Source organism: Paenibacillus camerounensis (assembly GCF_000723885.1).
GTDB classification, from domain to species: domain Bacteria; phylum Bacillota; class Bacilli; order Paenibacillales; family Paenibacillaceae; genus Paenibacillus_AQ; species Paenibacillus_AQ camerounensis.
In genome coordinates this window covers 1-21462 of record NZ_CCDG010000074.1, presented here as the reverse complement: position 1 = coordinate 21462, position 21462 = coordinate 1, and the positions used below count along the sequence as shown (strand labels likewise).

The 21462-nt window shown below is 51.6% G+C and carries 15 protein-coding genes; 4 read left to right on the top strand and 11 right to left on the bottom strand.

What is annotated here, in order from left to right; translation table 11 throughout:
* The 4 genes from BN3772_RS24860 to BN3772_RS24845 all read left to right on the top strand — a co-directional run.
* A partial coding sequence (locus BN3772_RS24860; RefSeq protein ID WP_157643646.1) for a hypothetical protein occupies positions 1-756 on the top strand: 756 nt, incomplete at its 5' end.
* 23 nt (positions 757-779) lie between these two features.
* Positions 780-2228: a glycosyltransferase gene (locus BN3772_RS24855; RefSeq protein ID WP_052380675.1), complete on the top strand. Its 1449-nt coding sequence runs from the start codon at positions 780-782 to the stop codon at positions 2226-2228.
* Between the two features lie 14 nt (positions 2229-2242).
* A complete protein-coding gene (locus tag BN3772_RS24850; RefSeq protein ID WP_042203004.1) occupies positions 2243-4039 on the top strand; it encodes a FecR family protein in 1797 nt (598 codons plus the stop codon).
* A 43-nt stretch (positions 4040-4082) separates the two neighbouring features.
* Complete coding sequence (locus BN3772_RS24845; protein WP_042203002.1) at positions 4083-5684, top strand: stalk domain-containing protein; 1602 nt, start codon at positions 4083-4085, stop codon at positions 5682-5684.
* Positions 5685-5767: 83 nt separating this feature from the next.
* On the opposite strand, the gene BN3772_RS24840 is transcribed toward BN3772_RS24845, so the two are convergent.
* From BN3772_RS24840 to BN3772_RS30760, 11 genes are all read right to left on the bottom strand, one after another.
* Entirely contained in the window at positions 5768-6469 is a 702-nt protein-coding gene (locus BN3772_RS24840; protein ID WP_042203001.1) for an SDR family oxidoreductase, read from the bottom strand.
* Between the two features lie 68 nt (positions 6470-6537).
* Positions 6538-6993 carry a VOC family protein gene (locus tag BN3772_RS24835; protein ID WP_042203000.1) on the bottom strand — a complete coding sequence of 152 codons (456 nt, stop codon included), beginning with the start codon at positions 6991-6993 and terminating at the stop codon, positions 6538-6540.
* A gap of 554 nt (positions 6994-7547) precedes the next feature.
* Complete coding sequence (uidA, locus tag BN3772_RS24830) at positions 7548-9362, bottom strand: beta-glucuronidase (RefSeq protein WP_042202999.1); 1815 nt, start codon at positions 9360-9362, stop codon at positions 7548-7550.
* 38 nt (positions 9363-9400) lie between these two features.
* Entirely contained in the window at positions 9401-11716 is a 2316-nt protein-coding gene (locus BN3772_RS24825; protein ID WP_042202998.1) for a 3-O-beta-D-glucopyranosyl-beta-D-glucuronide phosphorylase, read from the bottom strand.
* Positions 11717-11767: 51 nt separating this feature from the next.
* Positions 11768-14053 (bottom strand): helix-turn-helix domain-containing protein, encoded by a 2286-nt coding sequence (locus BN3772_RS24820; RefSeq protein WP_042202997.1) that lies wholly within the window; start codon positions 14051-14053, stop codon positions 11768-11770.
* A gap of 86 nt (positions 14054-14139) precedes the next feature.
* Positions 14140-15672, bottom strand: coding sequence for an extracellular solute-binding protein (locus tag BN3772_RS24815; protein ID WP_042202996.1), 1533 nt, complete (start codon positions 15670-15672; stop codon positions 14140-14142).
* 678 nt (positions 15673-16350) lie between these two features.
* Positions 16351-17232, bottom strand: a complete 882-nt coding sequence (locus BN3772_RS24810) for a carbohydrate ABC transporter permease (RefSeq protein ID WP_042202995.1) — start codon at positions 17230-17232, stop codon at positions 16351-16353.
* Positions 17233-17259: 27 nt separating this feature from the next.
* Positions 17260-18180 carry an ABC transporter permease gene (locus BN3772_RS24805; protein ID WP_042203007.1) on the bottom strand — a complete coding sequence of 307 codons (921 nt, stop codon included), beginning with the start codon at positions 18178-18180 and terminating at the stop codon, positions 17260-17262.
* Between the two features lie 64 nt (positions 18181-18244).
* On the bottom strand, positions 18245-19366 hold the full coding sequence (locus BN3772_RS24800; RefSeq protein WP_042202994.1) for a glycoside hydrolase family 5 protein: 1122 nt from the start codon (positions 19364-19366) through the stop codon (positions 18245-18247).
* A 543-nt stretch (positions 19367-19909) separates the two neighbouring features.
* Positions 19910-20806, bottom strand: coding sequence for a metallophosphoesterase family protein (locus tag BN3772_RS24795; RefSeq protein ID WP_086074744.1), 897 nt, complete (start codon positions 20804-20806; stop codon positions 19910-19912).
* 160 nt (positions 20807-20966) lie between these two features.
* On the bottom strand, positions 20967-21462 hold a 496-nt coding region (locus BN3772_RS30760), incomplete at its 5' end, for a hypothetical protein (RefSeq protein WP_157643645.1).

The window sequence follows — 21462 nt, the reverse complement described above, 5'->3', positions numbered from 1 at the left end:
GATCACGAAGCGTTGTCCTTTACACTGAGCGGCTACACCTCCACCAGCTATCCGGTTACTGCTTGGGTGAACGGCCATATCCTGTCTATTTCGGGAGCCATTACTCAGCCTATGGAATTCCATCTTTCTGCGACAGATGGACACGGGTGGAACAATTACAACACTGCAAAGGTGATTGGCGGTCCAACTGTCTCTGAGAATCTCGCACCACTGCTGATCAGTCAGCCTATGGTCGTTTTTGATCCCATTCAAGGCACTTTCTATCATAATTTCAATGACTTAGATAACTTGTTCAAGGATCCGAACGGAGATATATTATACTACTCGATTGTGCAGAGTCCCGATCCGCTTAGCGGTCTCAGTATGAGCCTTCAGAATAACAGCTTATTCATTGGTGGCTCACCCACGATTCCAGCTTCCTTTACTATCAGGGCAACTGATCCGTATGGATTATATTTCGATGTAGAGAGCACGCTGAATTTCATACCGGAAGCCATCTCTCATTCCGTTATACAGGTTAGCGGAGCGCTGAATCATATTAACCTGAACGAATATTTCACCGACCGGAATAATGACTTACTTACTTATATTTTGAATGGTGATGGCGGATACAACGTTTGGATTGAGGGGGAGCACCTTTCTGTCTCCGGTATCATTAATGACCCGCTTATCTTAACGGTAACTGCAATTGACAGGCATGGATGGACAGCAACCAATTACATTGAAATCCGTTCTGCTTCATATGAACACAATTAAACTGCTTCACGAAAGGATAGGACATGGATCCGAGACATAAAAATATATCAGATTTGATCCTGAACAAAAACTATAAGGCTGCCGAACTGGCAGCCAAAGTACACGTGCTAAGCTTCCCTCTCGACGGACAGGGCTGGCTTCTCTTAGGAGAAGCATTTATGAATCTTGGCAAAGGACTTGCAGCGGAAGCATTTTTCAACCGTGCTCTGCTGCTTGATCCTAAGGCAAAATGGATGCCGTTTATGCAAAAAGAATTGCAAAAGGTTACCCGCGGTGAAATAACAAAGGATCAACAACAATTGCTAGCAGTCCCGGAGGTTACTGTCTCAGCTGCTATTATTGTTAAAAATGAAGAACGGAGTATTGAGCGCTGTATACAGAGTATTATGGACGTTGTAGATGAAATTATTGTAGTAGATTCGGGCTCAACCGATCAGACCCTATCCATTCTGCAGAAGTATCCGCAGGTTAAGGTATATCCTTATCAATGGAACAACAGTTTTGCTGAGTTACGCAATGAGGCTCTCCGGCATGTCCAATCGGACTGGGTACTCTGGCTGGATGCTGATGAATGGCTGCATGAGGAGGACCGCGGTTTAATTCATACTGCTGCAGGACTTTTCAGCAAACTGGACATGCTTATTCCCGCGCTGCAGCCTTGCCTTGTTAATTATGTTAAGGATGGACAACTGCTTGACTACTCTGTCCCCCGGCTTTTTCCAACCGGCAGAGGAATCTATTACAGCGGCAGGATTCATGAACAGATTGCCACACCGGAAGAAGGAATCTTTACCTCCAATGTTCTTCACAAACCCATCGGTATCCGGCTGCATCATGATGGCTATGAACCTGCTGTAAAGACGACAAAAGATAAGACCAGCCGCAATCTCATGCTCCTAAAGCTCATGACAGAAGAGGAACCTGAAAACCCTGGATGGTGGTATTTTCTTGGCCGTGAATCTATGGATCTGGAAGGCAGCAAACAATCTCTTGGATATTTTGAGAAAGCTATTGAATACGGTAAAACCAACCCTCATTTCGGACGGATGACAGAGATACATATGCTAATGGGAAAAATACATCATTCCCAGCAGCGCCTAGACATGGCTGAAGAATGTTATCTGAAAGCCCTGGCTGTTCACCCCGATTATCCGGACGCCCATTTTCAATTGGCAAGTCTGGCAACGCTCAAAGCACAAAAAATATTAAATACAGCTATGAACCATGTCCAACATGCTACTAATGGATTTCATACCTATCGCGGGCCTGTAGCTCCAGATCAGGAGATTCACCGGTGGAAGGCGGATGCACTGAAGTCAGATATTCTAGTTCAAAACGGACATTTGGCAGAAGGTGCCCAGTTGCTGCATTCATTGAAGGGAAGAGCTCCTAAATCCGATTTTATCGACAAAAAACTAACATTTATTGAGCAGCAAAAAGCACAATTAGGCATTCGGCCTTCTTACAACTGAAATGAGGGATTTTCTTGAACAAAAGCTTGCGTATTCTGATGTTTTTTCTGTCATTTTTAATTTTGACGGCGAATTCTTTTAGCCTTCCAGCATTCGCCTCTGAAACGCAGAGTATCTATATTACTTCGTTGAGCGGCGAGGTGAATGTTAAATTGGCAGGTGGTGCAAGAACAATCACCGCTTTCCGGAACATGCCGCTTTCCGCTGGTGACCAGATCATAACCGGGGATAACGGTAACGTAACTCTTTCGGTTTCCAAACCTGAATCTCTACAGACTATTGGTCCTGATGCCCGCGTAACTCTTTACAGTCACAGCATCAACAGCGGAAGCAAGGTTATATCATTCAAGCTCTGGTCAGGCTCCATCTGGATTTCAGAACAAACCGCAGCAGCCGGAGATGGGCTTATCGTTGAAACTCCCGGCTCAGCAATCAAAACACAAGGAACAAATTTCCTAGTGAATGTTCAGACTAACGGCACTATGTCCGTTTTCGTCGCCTCTGGCCTGGTGACCGCTTCATTTGCGGAACAATCGTCCAAATCCTCTGTTCTGGTGGCGCCGACACAACAGCTTCAGGTTAACCCTGCCAATTTACCTCAGAAGCTGCACAACGCGTTGAACATTGTGAATACCGCTGAACTTGCAGCGGATAATTCACCATCCATCCTGAAAGCAATCATCGCTGCAGCACCGAATATTATCGCTGAAAACAAGGAGCTTACACAAAAACTGCAGGCTTCAATTGCCCAAAATACACAGCCTTTAATTCAAATAGACCAGGTACAATCAGATATCTTTCTCAACAATATGGAAGATCTGCAAGCTTATACGGCTAACATGAATCATCTAATCTCAAACATTGCCTATGAATCTATTCAAGCCTCAAAGTATAGTTCTACGGAAATGGAGCAGCTATTAGCATCGGTTAATAAACAAATTGCAGGGACTGCTGAAGCGATCCGGTTCACCAATGTAACCCCGCTTCAGCCATCGGCAGGCGTTAATCCTACAGCCATTGCTGATAAAAAGAAGGAACAAGAACGTCTGGAGAATTATCAATACACTCTGGGGCAGAAGCAGCTGCAGCTGCAATCTGAATTCAAGGCCCTGCTGAACACAAGTGTGCAGCAAATTTTAGATGAAAAAAAGATTCTGGAGAGTGCCAATCAGACTCTGCTCCAAGAGCTCAATAAAAAAGCTGAGCAATCGTATATCGCCCAGTTAACACCTGCAGAACAGTCCGTTTTTGAAAAAAACAAACAATCGCAGAAAGCGGGAACACCAGTTACAATTACAGCACCGGGGGGCAGCGAACCTGTGGTCACACCTCCCGAGTTGCCGGATAAGCCTTCTGTTTTACCGGAAATCTCCATAACCCGCACCAAAACTGCTGAAGGGCTCAACCTAAGCATTCATCTAAAAAACTTTACAGGTGCTAATGCCTTATACGCAGCAGAGTTACATTTTATAAGTGATACTTCTCTAAAAGCAGATACTTCCGGCAGCAGACTGCTGAATAACGCTTATTTTGATTCCAAAAACAGTACAGATATTGTAAAAACCGTTACCGGTACCCCGTACAATGAGTCCGTTTTAAAGACGGAAACGATCTATGCAATGACGCAATTCGGAGTATCCTTTAATGCTGAAATATCGGATGGGAGACTGGCTGTAATTCCGTTTTCTGTAACCGGAAGCGGCTCAGTCAAGCTGTTTTATGTAAAGATTGTTGATAGCAAAGGAAAAACTGTACTGGAATTATCAGGCGATGATGCTGGACTGCCCCCGGTAATCACTTACAGTAAATAATGACAACACCCGTATCCGATCAAATAATTCCTGAGGAGTCACCATGACCTTATTGCATAAAGTTACTTTAACTGCTGTTACTGTTCTTCTGTCATTTAGCACTGCAGCATTTGCTGCAGGCTCTGCTTCTTACATTTATAACGATAAAGGTGCACCTATTTCGCAAATTACAACGCTTGCAGGTAATGGAGAATATGGTGAACAAGAAGGTGCAGCTGCCACTGCCTCCTTTAGAGGGCCATTAGGACTGACCCTTGGTACTAATGGTGATTTATTTATTTCAGATACAGGCAACCATAGAATTCAGCAGCTCCGTTCCAACCAGATCAATACCTTTGCAGGACCGTCATCTTCTATTATAAGAGATACCAGCGGCCAGCCTTTGGGCGCTTATCTGGATGGTACAGGCAACTCTCTATTTAATGCTCCTGTCGGCTTAGCCTATGGTTCTGATGGAAACCTGTACGTAGCTGACAGCGGCAGCAATGCTATCCGCAAAATCACTCCTTCAGGTAAGGTTGTTACCTTAGCCGGTAACGGAAAGCTGGGTTCTGCCGACGGAAAGGGTGGAGCAGCCTCCTTCTACCAGCCAATGGGAATTGCAGTTACAGAAAGTGGTGTTGTCTACGTTGCAGATACTTTAAACCACCTAATTCGCAAAATAAATCCGGATGGTACCACTGTCACTCTTAACGCTCCATCCGGCAGAATTGTAGAGCACTATCCCGGCTTAGTTATCCCATCGGGAAATTACAAAGACGGGAGGCTGGATACAGCCTTATTTAATGAGCCAACCGGTCTTGCTCTTGATGCCAAAGGTAATTTGTATGTCAGCGACTCCGGAAATCAGCGTATCCGGTATATTGATTTTGCAGCGAATCTAGTAACTACCTTAGCAGGAGGAAACCCCACAGACGCATTAACCGTTTATGGAAAAAATGCAATCTATGCGGCGGGGGGATATAAGGACGGTGCCGCAAAAGATGCCGCCTTTAACTTCCCAAAGGGAATAGCCCTTGATGCCTCCGGCGGTCTATGGATCGCCGATTCCCTGAATCATACGATCCGGTATCTTAACAATGGAATGGTAACCACTGCAGCTGGCAGTCCGTCCCGACAATCGGGCTATAAGGACGGTATTGAGGGCACTGCACTTTTCAATTTGCCTTATAGTATTGCTGTCTCCTCCACTGGCGCTCTCTATGTAGCAGATGCAGATAATAGTGTAATACGCAAAATCATCCCATATAAGCTGCCTGCAGGCATTACTGCCGCTCAAACAAAAATTAGTGTAGTGCTTAATGACAAGCAGATCGGACTCGACGTGAGCCCTGAAATACAAAATGGCAGAGTGATGGTGCCGGTACGGCAAATTGCCGAAGCACTTGGTTATACGCTGAGTTTTGCCAATAACGGAAAGACGATTATTTTAGAAAAAAACAAAAGCCGCATTGAGCTTTACTTAGGATCTGTAACCAGCATACAAATATTGCCAGATGGCAGACAAATACCCGGCTCATTAGATGCAGTACCCTATGTTAAAAACAACCGCACTTTTGTTCCGCTACGGTTCTTTGCAGAAGAGGCAGGAATGGATGTCCAGTGGTTAAAAACCTTTAAGACAGCTATACTGCGCTTTAAATAACTTTTGAATGTATATAAGAAAGAGCCCGGATATATATCGGGCTCTTTCTTATGTGTATGGGAAGGTCTACCGGATACCCCTGCTTATATCTTCATATCCTTCCCCGTATAATCCACGAACATGAACCGGCCTTCAGGTGCCGTCCGCTGCTCTATCAGCCTGAGCACCCCTTCCGCGCTTTTACGCGGGTCTGTCGGCGCCTGCTCCCCGCCCATATCCGTATGCATCCAGCCCGGATGGACGCTGAGCACATGCACTCCGCGTTCCTGCAGGTAGACATGCAGCTGCTGGGAGAACATGTTGAGTGCTGTCTTGGAAATGCTGTACGGATAATCACCCGGGTAAGCATTGGTGATACTCCCTGCCTCCGAGGAGATATTGATAATCGAAGGATCCGCTTCGGTCAGCAGCGGCAGGAAGTGCTTAACGACACGGATCGGACCGTACAGATTGATGTCCATAGTAGTCAGCATATCCTGCAGATCCAGCGCTTCAACAGGCGTGTTGCGCGCGGTCAGCACTGCCGCATTATTAATAATGGCGCCAAGCGTGCGGCCCTGCTCTTTAAGCTCAGCAGCCAGCGCTGCGATTCCCGCTTCATCCGTCACATCCAGCTTGGCGATCGTAAGCTTATCCCCGTACTCAGCGGCAAGCTTGGATAACGCTTCTGTCTGTTGATTGGGGTTGCGTACTCCGGCAATCACTGAATATCCGCGCTCCAGCGCCTCGGCGGTCAGGTCGAGGCCCAGTCCGCGTCCGGCACCGGTAATCAGAATGTTGTTCATCGATAGATCCTCCTTATATTAGGTAACCCATTCGTTATCTGTAACTACTGTGGCTGCACTAATTCGACTTACCGCTTATCGTTCTCCAGCAGCTCTACGAGCACTTTCAATTCCTTAAAAGTATCCATATACGCATAACGCCCGCCGGTATACTCTCCCTTCTGCTGCAGCGCAAACCCTTTACCTTCAAGTAACATGATCTTATCCTGCATACCCTCAATCACAAAAGCGATATGATGCGGACCCTCCCCATGCTCATTCAAATAATCGCGCCACGTGCTCGGCTGATGATCCGGCTCGATCAGCTCCAGCTGCACTGACCCCATATCGAAAAAAGCCAGCTTCGCCCGCGCCTCCGTTCCTTCACCGTTATACCGGGTCTGTGCGAGGTCCGCTGTATCCGTCACTATAATCTCAGGCTGCTCCAGCCCGAAAAACGCCGCATATGCCGCACTTACCTTCTCCACATCATTTACCAGAATGCCAATCTGCGTAACAAAATGATTGCCTAGTAGTCCTGTCAACTGCCTCAGCCTCCCTTTTCTTCTGACCAGTCTACCTTAGCGATACTATGAAAGGGTTGTCAAGTTTCGGGAAACGGGCGGAGGCTAAAGCAACGGCACTTCTGCCGTTGTTTCGGTTCTTCCGGCCCCCTAATTCTCCCATGAGGTCCATCAGCTCGAACTCTAGTTACCACAGCTCGTGATCCAGCATGGAATGAATACACTCAAACTGCAGGGATTTCAGCAGAGAGAGGGTCAGCTCGGGCACCGATTCGAGATCGTCCCAGCCTGTCCAGACGCTCACCGGTTCTCCGTTTCTTGTGGTACTGTCTCCACTTCTGATGCTTCTCCATAAATCCCATATGCTAGCCTCCCCTTGGACACAAAAAAGTCCCGCACCCCAAATGATGGAGTACGGGACGTGCTTCGTCCGTTTGTTAAATTATAGTACCTGGTCTTTCACTTTCGTCGATGACTGGTAGAGTAGGCGGGTCGGCGTCCAGTTATATCCTTCCACTCATTCAATTACATCCTTTCACCACTAGCTGCATTTCCTGACATATCCTTACTAACCACTACTCCCCCTGCTCATTCCCGCCCGGCACCTTCACCGGATACTCCCCCAGCTCACTCCAGCGGCGGCGGAGCATGTGGGCGGCAGCCTTGGGCTGCCTTTGCCGGGTGAATACGCCCTTCTTGTTGCCGCCTACCCGCGTGATACCCTGCTTGGTGGCAAAATCGGCAAAGGCCCATACATGCTCCCCGATTACAAAATCCAGCCGGTCAAACACATTATGATACCGGGTAAGCAGCTCCTGCTGGTACTCCTCGGTGAACATCACCGGCGGATCCTGATGGAACCCGGCGATGGCATCTGCCCCGTATTCACTCATGATGACCGGCTTGCCGAAGGTGTTAAACCAGCCCTTCAACTCCCACTCCACCTGATGCTCCACCAGCTCCAGCGCCCCCGGGTCCTGATACCACGAATAGTAACGGTTCACACAGATGACGTCAAAAAACTGCGATACTTTGCACTTGTCCGGCAGCGGCCACTGCACAATCGTTATCGGTCGGTGCGGGTCCAGCCTGCGTGCGGTGTCCGCCAATTGGCGGAAGTACGGCACGGACTCCTCCTGAAAATTAGCCGCTTCATTGGCCAGGCTCCACATGACCACAGACGGATGGTTTTTGTCGCGGGCGATGAGGTCTGTCAGCACCTCCAGATGATGAGCCAGTGTCTCATCGTTAGCCTTGTCCGGGGCGTACACCTTATCGTTATAGTTGAAAAAGGTGAACCCCACCGCCGGGACCTCGCCGATAACGATAATCCCCTCCCGGTCGGCCAGATCGAGCAGCTCCTCCGCATACGGATAATGAGAGGTGCGGAAGGAGTTGGCATTCATCCACCGCAGCAGGTTTATATCCTTCACATTGACAGCCTGATCCAGTCCCTTGCCCCTGATGTCACTGTCCTCGTGCTTCCCGAAGCCTTTGAAATAGAAGGGCTCCCCGTTGATCAGGAATGAGGTCCCTTCCACTTTAACCGTCCGTATCCCGATCTGCAGCTGATAATGGTCTTCCCGTTCTCCGTCAGTACCCCATACTTCAGCGTGAAAAGAATACAGATACGCCTGCAGCGGCTTCCACAGCCGGGCGTTCTCTACGCGCAGAAGGCCAGAGCTCCCTTTGCCGGAGGCTACCATTACCCCGTGCTCATCCAGAAGCCGGACCGTGATCTCACCGTCAGGCCGTGAGGCTTCCACGGTATAATGAACAATCCCCGTCCCATCCTGTACATCTGCCGTTGTTGTTATATCCTTAATGTAGCTCTGTGAAGTCCGGTACAGCTTCACCGGCCGGTGCAGCCCGGCATAATTGAAGAAATCATGAAAATACTCCTGAACTCGGTAGCCCTCCGGGTGCTTCTCATCATCAAAGGTTTTCATCCGGCCCGGCGGCAGGGTCTGCCAGCTGAGCACATTATTTACCACGATCGTTACCCGGTTCTCTTGACCCTGTACAACCAGCTCCGTAATATCGGCCTCAAAAGGAAGAAAGCCCCCTTTATGTGCCGCCGCTTCTACACCGTTGACCCACACAACCGCATGGTGGCAGGCGCTGCCCACCCACAGAACGATCCGGTCACCTGACCAGGAACGAGGAGCAATAAAGGACTGCTCGTACCAGACGTCTCCCATATGGTCCCGCAAGGCCGCATCCTGGGTGATGTCATTGTAGCTGGCGGGTACAGGCATGGGAATGGTATCCGGAAGCGGCGCTTTGAACCATTCCTCCTCCCTGCCCTGATTGCCCGGGTCCGGCTTGAAGCGCCAGATCCCCGACAGGTCCTTGATCTCGCGCGTTAGCGTATCTTTTGGAAACAGCATGCTGCAGTCACTCCATTCTGTCTATTCCATATATCTAATTATCCTTCAGGCACAAGCTGAACAGAGATTTCATACTCTCTGCCTTCTTCATAAGGAAGCTCTGTACCGCTCCAGGCTTCACCATCCACAAGCACATTCGTTGTTCCCCTGCTAATCCGGTCAGGATTCGTTACTTCAATCCGGTATACCGCGTTACGGAACCTGCGCTCCACCCGGTAACCGGGCCATTCCGAAGGAATGCAGGGGTCAATGACCAGGCCGTCTGCCGTTGCCCGGATGCCAAGCGCATATTCCAGTGTGGTCCAGAGCATCCAGCCTACCGTACCTGTGGAGACATGGTGGCTGGACTTGCCGTAGCTTGGCGAGTCAGCCAACCCGAAATAATAATTCGGCACAAAAATCGGCACCTGCCCGTTACGCTCCGGCGGATTATTCCTGTTCGTCGGCAGCGTCCGGCTGATCGTCTCCCAGGCCGCCGTACCCCGCCCGGCGATGCAGTCGGCGAAAGCCTTGAACATGGAGGCATGGCAATAGACCGAGCCGTTCTCTGTCGTGCCCGCCAGCTTGAGGCTGATCCGGCCCCATTTCGGATTCCAGCCGCTGAACGGCGGCTCCAGCAGCCGCGGCCCGAACGGGGTATCCAGACTGTCGATTGCTGCAAGGCATTTCTCAAGCCGCTCCCCGACCGCGATCCCGCTCATAACTGCCCAGGTCTGGGTATTCAGGAACAGCTGTCCTTCCTCGTCCCGGGCTGTTCCCAGAGGATCGCCGTTATCATCGAAGCCGGCGATATACCATTCACCGTCCCAGCAGCTGGTATTCACCGCTTCCGCCAGCCGTACAGCCGCCGACCGGAGGCGCTCCGCACCTTCCGTATCACCCAGCCGTTCACAGAACGGCAAAAGTCCCCGGATGCCATACACCAGTGCCATCGTGTTCCAGACCGACTCGCCGCGGCCCAGGCGGCCGGGACCGTTGATTGGATCATTCCAGTCGCCGTCACCCATCAGGCATATACCGTGTTCCCCGGTCGCACCCGCCATATAATCCACTGCGAGCACCAGATGCTCATAAATGGAAGCGGTATCAACTGAATCCTTGAAAGCTGCCTGCCGGTGCAGCAGCTCCGGAGCTCCACTCTGGTTCACCAGCGCAATCATACAGATGATCAGCCAGACCGGGCCGTCTGTATGCTTTAAGAGGCACAGATTTTTGGGCGGTGACCCGTCCGTCATAATCCACTGCTGAATAAAGCCGCTCGTTTCCTGGCCTTCCAGCACAGAGAGCATGTAATTTGCCGCCCCCTGCGGATCGACCAGCGCATAGCCGAGAGCATCCTGCAGCTGATTGCGGATTGGGCAGTAATTGGACATGCGGTTGGTGCGGGTCTGCATGACAATCTGTTTTTTGAGCCAGACATTCATAAAGGCATTAACGTGCTCATCCGGAGTTTCTATCTGGAACGTACCGCTTACCTGCTCCCAATACTCCATAACCTCCTTATGCAGAACATCAAATCCCTTAGCAGTCAGCCTAGTCTTATTTGCAGCTGCCTCTTCAAGCGAATGGGCGCAGCCAACAACAAAACGGCTAACCGCAGCCTCTCCCGGCTGAAGCGTAATCCGCTGCTGCATCGCACCCGCCGGATGCTCCGCCTCCGCCCGCTGCCCCGAACAGCTTCCATTCCGCACAGCTGCCGGCAGCTCATAAATGTCGTCACCGCCAAAGAAAGTTCGCTGGCTGCAGTCATAGGAATCTGCCTTCCGGTCAGAATAGACGTAGACAACGTTGGTATGATCGTCACAGCCGGCTTTTTGCTCATAGGTCACATGATAGGGAAAAGAATACGCAGACAGAATCTGCGTCTCTTCATCAAAATCACATTTGCTGCCCATGACGCCGCCGTTCTCCAAAGAAAAAGCCGTGAACAGCGACAGCTCCCTCGGCTCTGCCCCGGCATTCCTCAGTGTCACCGTCCAAATTTCCTGCTGGCCTTCACGCGGGACAAACACATGCACGGAGGTTTCAATCCCATGGGTACTGGTACGGATTTCGCTGTCCGCCAGGCCATGAATACACTCATAAGCATCCGGTTCGCTCTTCAGCGGCTGATACAGCGGAGCCCAAGCCTGCCCTGTCCCGTGATCCTTTACATAAAAAAAGCGGTAGCCCCGCGTAATAGCACGGTGCCGGGGCTCAAAAGCTATACTGTCCCCCTGCCCGGTCTGGGAAACCTCCATATAATAGGAATCATTAAATAAATAGTTGAACCACCTTGCCGGTGTCCGGGGTGTCGTGATGACATACTGGCTGCCATTATCCTTAAAAAACCCGTAGGGTCCGCTTCTGCTCAATTGCAATGCACACCTTTCCTGTTCGCTGTAGACCCCGGCGGCATTACGCTGCTATTCCGTCAGATTATTCCGGTATTGGCCCGGTGTGATCCCCTCCATCTTCCGGAAATAGCGGATAAAATTCGCCGGGTTGTTATATTTCAGCTTCATGGCAATTTCGGTAATCGTCAGGTCCGTTTCCTTCAGCCATTTTTTGGCTACGGTCAGCCGGTATTGCGCCAGGTAGTCGGTGAAGCTGATGCCGGTCTCCTGGCGGAATACCCGGCTTATATACTGCGGATGATAATTCAGCCTCGCGGAGCATTTTTCCAGCGTCAGATCGGTGTCAAAGGCTTCCGCAATCAGCTGCTTCACTTCCTCGGAAATGCTGGTGAACTGATTTCTCTGCCGTTCTTCAAGCAGCCCGATGGCAGGCTGGACGAGCGTATCCTTGAACCATTCCTCTATATCACGGGGATTGTGCATGCCGAGCAGCTCCTCGAACAGCGGGTCCCCGTCAGGTTTAAGCTGGTGATGCGAAATACCGGAATCCTGCAGCAGCCGGATAAGCGCCATCAGCAGCCGCACCAGCGACATCTGATACTCCTGATGATCATATTCCTCACTTGCGAGCGTATTCATCATTAAAGTTAAAGCTTCTTCCGCACGCTGCCGGTCCAGCGACTTGATCGCTCCGGTCAGCTCATCCTCCAGTGTTTTGGGATAGATGATATCCTTACGCCGGGCAGGCTGGACATCCTCAATAAACAGGATGACCTCGTCGCCCAATCTGGCCCGGTATTTCAGCGCATTCTCGCCTTCCTCATACCCGCGGCTCACCTCCGGCCATGCTGTACAGGAGCGGCTGATGCCGATGCTGGCCTGCAGCTGCAGATAGCTTTTTACAGAAGCCTGCACCTCAGCAGCCCTGGCGTACACCGCTTCCTTAAAAGCCTCCTCCGACTGCGTCTTCGTACCAATCAGCATGACTACAGACTCCCGGATTACAATCGGCGGCAGACAGTCCCCTTCGGGAACCACTTCAAGCGCGATATTGCTGACCGCGAACAGCAGCAGATCCCTGTCTTGCTCTGTAAAACGGCTGCTGCCCAGCCGGTCAATCTCCACAAGCAGCACCCGCATTAGCGTCCAGTCCCCGGTGTGACCGTACCCGTAATCCGCCAGCCGTTCCTGTATTCCCTGGGACCTTGCTTCGCCCAGCAGCATTTTGCGGACCAGAAACTCTGTCAGCTGCTGCTGCTGTCCGGCCAGCTCGAACCTAAGCTTGCTCTGATCGGACAAAATGCCCTGAATGCGGTCGGAGATGGCGGTGAACTCATCTTTTTTGGGCCGCGGCTCCTTGTCCGGCAGCAAGGACCGGTATATCGACCTTACGGGGGTGTACATCCGCCGCGAGCCGATCAGCGCTGTAATCGCTGTCGCCGCAAGCACACCAAGGCTAATTAGAATGGATGTTCTTCCGATAGCAGTTGCCTCACGCGTAACCGCCTGTGTAGGAACAACCGAAACATAAGTCCATCCGTTATACCCGGATTTACGGAAGGAGATAGAGGCCTTGCTCTCTCCGGCCATGCCGCTGAAGACTCCGTTAGCCTCCGTCTGCACTCTGACCGCTTGAATGTAAGGCTCCTCTGACAGATCCTTGCCCAGCTGCGAGGAATCCGGATGGGTAATGACCCGGCCATCCTCATCCAGAATGAACACATCGCCCATGCCCGGATCGCTGTCAATCAGATCGCTGAGCTGCTGGGCAGACATTACTACCGCTATTAAGCCCCGCGGCCTGCTGGCGTTGATCGGCCATTTTTTCAGATTAATGACGGCATGATTCAGCTCTACCATCCCCTCCGCCCCCTGGATGCTGGCTGAGTTGCCGCTGACCCACATCGAGCCGTTAGGCATGCCGGAGAATGAACGGAGCTTCTCCTTCAGCCCCGGCTGATTGTATGCGTCAAGGCCCGAATTGGTAATCAGCCAATCCTGCTCCAGACTGTACAGATACACATCCTTGATGCCCAGCTCGAACGTCTGGATTGAAGAGAGATGCTTATACAGCTCGTGAATGATTTCCATGTCGTCTATATCAAGCTTTGTCGCAATCGCCTTGGTCACTATGGGCAGTCCGAGCAGCTGTGTCGTGGAGAAATCGATCATTTTGAGCGTCTGCTCCACCCGCAGCTGGCTCTGCCTGAGCACCTGGGAGTTACGTTCCTCGACCTGCTGCAGCACCGATTGGGAGGAGTAGTGATAGGAATACCAGCCTAAGATCAGCACCGGAAAAGCACCGATCAGTAAAGTAAGTATGATTAATTTCCGCAAATAGCTCGATATCCGCATGACTCACTACCCCCGCAATCGTTTGTTGCCTTTATTTTAGCATATGGGGATTTTTATTAACGGTATGACCAGGCTGTTTGTCAACCCTATTGGGCATTCGCCTGATTGTAAGCCGCCGTATATTCCTCAATGACCTTTGAGCCGCCGTCCTGCTCCCATTTGGCTACCGCCGCATTCCAGCCGTTCTCGTCCAGATCGCCCATGATGAAGCGCACCCGGGCATCGTCAATGATTTTGCTGAGCTCTGAGCCGCGTTCGCTGTAGGTGTCGGAAATGTAAGGCTGGATCGGATTGACCACAGCGATCTCGGCATTCTTTTTCCACATCTCATCACGCAGATGCACCAGCGGTTTGCCGTAAGTCACCACCTTATCTCTTAACACAGCCAGCTGCGAGGAATCGCCCATCCCGTATTCGGCCAGCATTTTCGGGTCCGTTGTCTTCACATAGTTTCCGTTATCCAGCGTGAACTGGCGGCCTTCCAGCCCGTTGACCAGCATGTTCTGCATATCGTCGTCGGATACTTTGTCAAAAAAGTTCAGTACCGCCTTGAGGTCCGCCTCCGTCTTCACCGACGTCTTCGGAATCATGAATGTCCCGTATGAGCCCGACCCGCCCGGACTGCGGAGTCCTGCCGGACCCTCGAGCGCGTTAACCATAGTAATAGCACCGGCTGGTGTCACCTTCTGGACGCTTTCTTCAATGCCGTTGGCATCGTTCAGGTTGGCAACCCATGCCCCGGCTTTACCGGCATTAATCATCTGCTTGCCGTCTTTGACCACCGCGAAATCGAGGTTGATCAGCTTCTCGTCATAGAGCTTCTTGTAGAACTTCATCGTCTCCAGAAAAGCGGGCGACAGATGCGCCGGGCTTGCCTTGCCGTCCTTGATCTCCCAGTCGGCCGGACCGCCCATCCAGGTCAGCACCGCCCGCCAGCCTGACGCAACCTGCTGCTCGGCGAGACCGATCGTATCGGCTTTGCCGTTTTTGTCAGGATCATTATTCACGAATGCCTTCAGTACCTCGTAGAACTCGTCAATCGTCTTGGGCTCCTGCAGGCCCAGATTATCCAGCCAGTCCTTGCGCAGCATCAGGCCGTCCCGGGCCAGATCCCGTGCGCGGTAAATCCCGTATACCTTGCCGTCAATGGAGATGGCATTCAGGGCCACATCTTCCATCCGGCTCAGGTTCGGGTAATCCTTCAGGTAAGGCCCAAGCTCCCAGAACATCCCGGAACGCGCTGAATTCACGATGTAGGGAAGCTTCTGGTCCAGCACCAGCACAGCACTCGGCAGCTCGCCCGAGGCGACTGTTGCGCTCAGCTTATCGGAGTAGGTGGTCGACGGCACCCAGGTGATGCTTAGATCCGTATTGGTCCGTTCCTCCAGCTGCTTATAGAGCTCGCCTTCCGGGTCCATCGGCTCCGGGTTATAGCTGGTCAGCATCATGGACATTTTGAACGGCCCCTCGGCGGCGGGTGTGCTGCTGTCTCCGCCCTGTGCGTTCCCGGCCGTATTGTTATTGCCTCCGCAGGCGGACAATGTTCCCAGCACGAGCAGCGCTGAAATGGCGGTCATTGCTTTCCTTTTTAAGGTTAGAGCCCCTTGGTTTGTTGTCATTGTTATGTTCCTTTCTTGACTGTGGTGTGTGTCGAACTGGACTGGGGTGGTGCTTCAAATGGTGACTAAAGATTAGCTAATCGGGCTACGCCGTGACTCCAGAGAATATTTGGACTTCCGGCCGCTGTTATGTTTGAATTTCCTGAATAAACCGTCTTCTGCGGTTGAAATCCAAACATAAAGGCGGTCGCTACCGCTCCTACAGTTCCAAAATTCCCCTCCGCCCCTTTTCCTGTTGCTTCATTCTTTAATTCGTTTTAACGCTGCTGTCCGCAGCACCAAACTTCCAGTCCGCATCTGTTTCGAAGCCTGCTTATCGGGAAGCTACAATAGTTAGTTGGAAATTCGGCAGCTAATCTCTGCTGAATAGCCTGCATGATGAGATTAGTTCGAATTAATCCGCTTACATTTCAGGTTTTGGGCATCTGGGCTGCAGATTGGTCAAATTAGGTTGCCTTTTTCCACCTAAATCCCTTCAAACGGGAGAATTACCTGAATTAGATGACTTTTTTCCACCTAATCATGATGAGAGAGACAATGAGTGACACTACAGCGCCAGCACCCATCATCCAGCAAACGCCGGTACAACGCCTAGTAACTTCCGGCTTAGCTTCCCGCCGGCAGACTTGCGGCGGCGGAGCATCGCGGCGGGACATCGCGCCACCAATCTGGCCGCCCCTAACCCTTAACCGATCCCAGCAGCGCGCCCTTGGCAAAATGCTTCTGCAGGAACGGGTATACAATCAGAATCGGGACGGTGGAGATGACGATGACCGCCATTTTGACAGCCTGGTCCGGCGGAATAAAGTTACTCTCAAGTGATGAGGTATCCCCGAGACTGCCGCCCTGTGACAGCATGACGATCTGCCGCAGCAGCACCTGAATCGGCCACTTGGTCGAGTCGTTGATATACAGGATAGAGCTGAAATACGTGTTCCAGTGGCCTACGGCATAGAACAGGGAGAAGGTTGCCAGCGCCGGCAGGGACAATGGAATGACGATCCGCAGCAGGATGCCGGGGTCGCTGGCACCGTCGATTTTGGCCGACTCCTCCAGATCCGGCGGAAGCTGCTGAAAGAAGCTGCGGATAATGATCAGGTTAAAGGCGCTGATCGCACCCGGCAGCAGCAGCGACCAGTACGTATCGAGCATGCCCAGCTCCTTGACGACCAGGAAGGTCGGGATCATCCCCCCGCTGAACAGCATCGTAAAGATGATCAGAAGCTGGATCGGCGAGCGGAAATCCATATCCCTGCGGGACAGCGGATACGCCATCAGGCAGGTCAGGGTAATGTTGATCAGCGTGCCGACAATGGTGATGAAGATGGTGACCCCAAGACTGCGCATCAAAGTGCTGGTCGAAAAGATGTATTTATACGCTTCCAGCGAAAACTCGGTCGGGAAGAGGATGAACCCTTTCTCCAGCAGCTCCCGCTGGGTGGCAAATGAGCCTGCAACAACATAGATGAACGGAATTATAGTGACCAGTGCGATTACTGCCAGAACGATGATGTTAAAAATATCGAACAGCCGGCTGGTCCATGATGTTTCTTTTACCACAATTCTACCTCCTTTCGGATGATTTGCTTAGAGAATTCCTTCCTCGCCAAAACGTTTGGCTATAAAGTTAGAGCCGAACACCAGCACCAGTCCGACCACGGACTTGAACAACCCGACCGCCGTGCTGTAGCTGTACTCCCCCTGCGATATTCCGGTGGTATACACATAGGTATCGAACACTTCACCGACCTCACGGTTGAGCGAGTTCAGCATCAGGAAGATTTGCTCAAACCCCGTATCGAGGAAATTCCCCAGCCGCAGGATCAGCAGAATAATAATGGTGGAGCGGATGGCCGGAAGCGTAATATGCCAGAGCTGGCGCATGCGTCCTGCCCCGTCGATTTTTGCAGCCTCATAGAGCTGTGTGTCTACTCCCGCCAGTGCAGCGAGGAAAATAATCGTGCCCCACCCGGTTTCCTTCCACATCACTTCACCCGTTATGAACGTCCGGAACCAGCCGGGACTAAGCAGGAACTGGACCTTTTCCCCGCCCATGGAGGCAATCGCCTCATTGACCAGACCGCCCTCGGTGGTGAAGAACAGATAGGCAATCGAAACGATGACAACCCAGGACATAAAATGCGGAATGTAGACCATCGTCTGAATCCATTTTTTGTAAGCCTGCGACCGCAGCTCGTTTAGCATCAGCGCCAGAATAATCGGCAGCGGAAAGAAGAACAGGATGTTGTAGGCGGCCAGAATGAACGTATTACTCAGCAGCTTCCAGAACAGCGGGTCACCGAAAAAGCGGTTAAAATGCTTCAGCCCCACCCATTCACTGTCCACAAATCCCAGAAAAGGCTGGTAATTCTTAAAGGCGAGCAGCAGGCCGTACATCGGCACATATTTGAAAATAATAAAATACAGCAGTCCGGGCAGAAGCATGATATACAGCCATTTGTTGCGGACCATCCGTCTCAGCCTCTGCCTGCGGTACACATTTGTCATTGTCGGCTTCGAAGCCGCGATAGGATTTCCCATGTTCCTTCCCCATTTCCAGCATTGCTAAGGATTAATTGCCGGGATACAGCACCTGATCCTTCAATGCGTTGAATTGCCCGGTCGAGCGGTTATAGATCTGATACCAGCCGTTGTCATCCCATACCGAGAAGGCAAATCCCCCCGAGACCGCTTTAATCGCAATCTGCCGGTAGGAATCAAGCAGCGTATCGGTGATAACACCCCGGTGCTCGTACCCGAATTCGCCCATGTATACCGGAATGTCGTGCACGTCTGCGAACTCTCTGTTGACATCGTCCACCCGCTTCAGATGGTCTGCCAGATTCGGATAATACGAGTGGTAGGTGCCGATGACAAAACGGTCCTCTCCCTCACCCGGCAGGTCCAGCGGATTGCGGTACGTATCATACAGCCCCCAAGCGCTGTTGTAGTTGTATCCGCCAAAAATAACATTCCGCTGAGCGTGCGGCTGCGTGCCGTTTACGGTAAAGCTGCGGATTGCCGCATACGCCCGTTTGTTGAGCTCGATGACACTTGCCTTGGCCGCCGCCCCGGTGTTCATGCTCAGATGCGGCTCATTGAACAGCTCAAACAGCAGCGTCTCCGGCGCATCCTTGAACAGCCCGGCGATTCCCGTCCAGATCGTCTCCAGCCTTTGCATATTGCTCTCAAAAGCAGGCTCCCCCTGCAGCGCACCCATCGCCCATTCTTCATGATGCATGTTAATGATGAGGATGACCGGCTGTTTGTTCTGGCATTTCCGCACGGTATTTACATCGTTCAGGACATAGTCTACCAGCTGTTTTACCGTAGCTACATTCGGGGCGCTGGCTGAGAAGTGCCCCTGCTCATCTGCCGTCGAAGCGTATTTCGTTCCCCGTCCGCCCCAGTTCACCGGAATCCGGATGTTCGTGTAGCCCGCAGCGATAAAAGCATCCACTGTGCTCTTCACATCCTGATAGCTCTGGCTGTTCCAGTTCCCTTCGAACGTGTTGCCGAGGTTAGTTCCCCTGCCCATCAGGGCCACCATCGGCTTTGCTTCTATAGACTGGAAAGCTACCGTTCCCGGCGTCCCTTCGGCACTTGCCGGTCCGACGCCAATGAATAAGGAAAGGAACAGGCTTGTGCACAGGAACCACGTCAGCGCAGGGTGTTTTTTTAGATTAGATGACATTCATACAGCCTCCTTGGATTGGGATTTCACCTCATCATGTACAGGAAAGCGTATTCATTTGAAAGCCGCACAGAGAAGTACATCTTTCTGTACAGCACCTTCGGGCAGCAGCTGCTTGCTCTGCCACCAATATAGTGTAACTGAGGAATTGCCGTCTATAGTCATCTTACTACCAGTCTGAAACCCTTGCTGCTGCTGGCTTTAGGGTACCCGGCTGTTCATTTCACACCCTCGGGTTATCATTTCACCCGACTGTTAAGGGTACGCCGTTTCCCTGGAGAAAGCTGAAAAGCCCATCAACGTGAGGCTCTCGCGGATGCTGACTCAGGTCCTTTGCGGGAACACCATTTCAATAAAAAAGCCCCGCATCACGGAGCTTGGGTTCGGTACATATTGGTCGGTAGGTATAGGTCAGTACAACTAGCATGGTGCATTTAGGGCAGTACAAATAGCTAAGTACTACATCACAGTACACTTAGGTCAGTACAAACTGCTAAGTGCTACATTACAGTACACTTAGGTCAGTACAAATAGCCGGTCTGCTTATACTGTTACTCTATACGCTTCCACCGTGACAGCAGAGCCGTTAATCCTGAGTGTCCCGTTGTAATACCCCCGGTCGCCACCCGGCTTACATTTATAATCGCCGGAGCAGCCGGTCACAAAAAATTTGGTGTTGGTGAAGCCCGGATATATCTGGGTCAGCTTGCGGAAAAATTTATGCCCGTGATGGGTAAAGATCGCCAGCACTTTATCTTTCGCCTTATCAGGAATCGCTGCAAAAAATCTCGCCGTCTCCGCTGCACTGAGCACATGACTGGACTCCACTGTAATTCCGCTGATCTGGAGCGGCCAGTGAAAGTCGATAATATAATAGTAGCGGTCATCCAGATTTTTGAGCAGATTGATGCTGTCGGCTGAAAAGCTTCCCAGTGCACAATCCAGCCACACATACCGGACCAGCCCCTGAGTTCCCGGAAAATTCATCCTCCCCGTTACCGCTCCCAGGTACTTGGTGAACAGCGGACGGGTGCTGGCTTCCCAGTTGCCTATAGAAGCTTTGTAGGGAGTGCTGCCGAGGGTGGCAGTGACTATGTTCTTAAAATCCCTGTAATACGCGTCCGCCTCCTTCCCGTGATTCGCCCCGGCCTGCGTATTATCTCCGCCGAAAATAAAAAAACGTTTGTTCCCGCTGCCTGCCGCCTTCGGCAACAAGTCTTTAAATATAGCTGAGCTGTTCGCATAGCCCACATGGCTGTCTCCGATTACGGCAAAATCCACCGTGTAGGCCTTTGCCTTGCGTTTCAATACCGGGTTGGTCTGCAGGGGCTTTGGGGTAGAGCCGCTAAGCTTCTTTTTCAGACCGGGGCTAAGCCTGGAGATTAACCGCGTCCTTGCAGATTGGGTGCGCCGCTTCCCCGCCGCTGACTTCCGCTTCATTATTTACCACCTCTTCAATATGGAGATTGAATCTAGTAGCATGTTATTCGGCTCAGAGGAGAAGCTCTTGGACTGGACTGTATTATATAGAAGGAACAGATTACGGGTTGGCCGGGGGCGGCCTGCCTTTGGCGGAATCAGGGGCATTTTTGCCTTTTATTTATGCGTCCGGCCGGCTTTCGGCGGAATCAAGAGCATTTGTGCCTCTCATTTCGGCGTTTGGCCGACTTTTGGCCGAATGAGAGGCACTTTTGCCTCTCATTTCGGCATCTGGCCGGCTTTCGGCGGAATCAAGGGCATTTTTGCCTCTCATTTCGGCGTCCGGCCGACTTTTGGCCGAATGAGAGGCATTTGTGCCTCTCATTTCGGCATCCGGCCGACTTTCGGCGGAATCAAGGGCATTTTTGCCTCTCATTTCGGCGTCCGGCCGACTTTTGGCCGAATCAAGGGCATTTTTGCCTCTCATTTCGGCGTCCGGCCGACTTTTGGCCGAATTAAAGGCATTTTTGCCTCTCATTTCGGCGTCCGGCCGACTTTTGGCCGAATGAGAGGCACTTTTGCCTCTCATTTCGGCATCCGGCCGACTTTCGGCGAAATCAAGGGCACTTTTGCCTCTCATTTCGGCATCCGGCCGACTTTCGGCGAAATCAAGGGCA